The 1,263-nt window shown below is 65.9% G+C and carries 1 protein-coding gene; it reads right to left on the bottom strand.

Features of this window, described 5'->3' with window-relative positions; all coding sequences use genetic code 11:
* Positions 1 to 61 precede the first annotated feature (61 nt).
* Positions 62 to 1,197 (bottom strand): IS3 family transposase gene (locus K9U40_RS24880; RefSeq protein ID WP_414114879.1). Its coding sequence is split into 2 segments (ribosomal slippage): positions 62 to 942 and positions 942 to 1,197, totalling 1,137 coding nucleotides; the frame shifts between segments, so codons are not numbered across the junction.
* Positions 1,198 to 1,263 lie beyond the last annotated feature (66 nt).

Raw genomic sequence — 1,263 nt, 5'->3', positions numbered from 1 at the left:
TGAGGTGGTCCCGGTTTGGCGGACAGATTGGCGGCTTTGCTAAGCTTGGTTCTGGTGTGCGTTACGCCGCCATGTCGATGCCGTCGCAGGCCGTATGGACCTCCTCCGGCGTTCTGCCGCCGAGGGCCGAGTGGGGCCTCGTGCGATTATAGTAGGTGACCCACCTGCCGATCCCGGCCCGGGCCTCGGACCCGGTCTCGAAGGCGTTGAGGTAGATGCACTCGTATTTCAGCGACCGCCAGAGGCGCTCAATGAACACATTGTCCATCCATCGGCCGCGGCCATCCATGGAGATCCGCACACCGGCGTCCAGCAGCACCTGGGTGAAGCGCGGGCTGGTGAACTGGCTGCCTTGGTCGGTGTTGAAGATGCCCGGCCGCCCGAACCGGGACAAGGCCTCCTCCAATGCCTCGATGCAGAAATCGGCCTCCATGGTGTTGGACAGCCGCCAGGACAGAACCCTGCGGCTGTGCCAGTCCATGATGGCGACCAGGTACAGGAACCCGCGCCGCATCGGGATGTAGGTGATGTCGGCGCACCAGACCTGGTCTGGCCTGTCGATCGCCAGGGTGCGCAGGAGATAGGGGAAGACACGGTGCTGCGGGTGCCGCACTGTCGTCTTCGGCCGCTGGTAGATGGCGGCCAGGCCCATGCGGGCCATGAGGCGCCGCACGCGCTTGCGCCCGACCTCATGTCCCTGCCGGCGCAGATGGCGGACCATCTGCCGCGAGCCGTACCAGGGTGTCTCGAGGAACTGGCCGTCGATCTCTCGCATGACGGCGAGGGTCTCGGGGCCTTCGGTCCGCGGGCCGCCGTAGAAGGCCGACCGGCTGATGCCGACCAGGGCGCACTGGCGCGTGATCGGCAACTGAGGGTGATCCGGTTCGATCATGTCGCGTCTCGCCCCCACGCTCAGCGACCGGAGGCCCGACGCAAAAAATCCCGTTCCACCACCAGTTGGCCGATCTTGGCATGGAGCTGGTCGATCTCGCCCTCGCGGGCGGCGTCGGCGGCTTCCGCCTTGCCGGAGAACACCGTGGCCATCCCCTCGACGGCCTGCTTCTTCCAGGCGTTGATCATGGTCTGGTGGAGGCCATGCTTCGCCGCCAGCTGCGCCACCGTCTGCTCCCCGCGAAGCGCCTCCAGGGCCACCTTCGCCTTGAACTCAGCTGAATATCGCTTCCTCTTCCCGGTCATCGGGCTCGTCCTTCCGTCAGGCCGAACCAAGCTTAACTCCCTGTCCGATTTTCGGGGACCACCTCA

The sequence above is a fragment of the Xanthobacter autotrophicus genome, from assembly GCF_030015065.1.
GTDB classification, from domain to species: Bacteria; Pseudomonadota; Alphaproteobacteria; order Rhizobiales; family Xanthobacteraceae; genus Xanthobacter; species Xanthobacter autotrophicus_D.
This window is presented reverse-complemented; position numbering and strand designations above follow the sequence as displayed.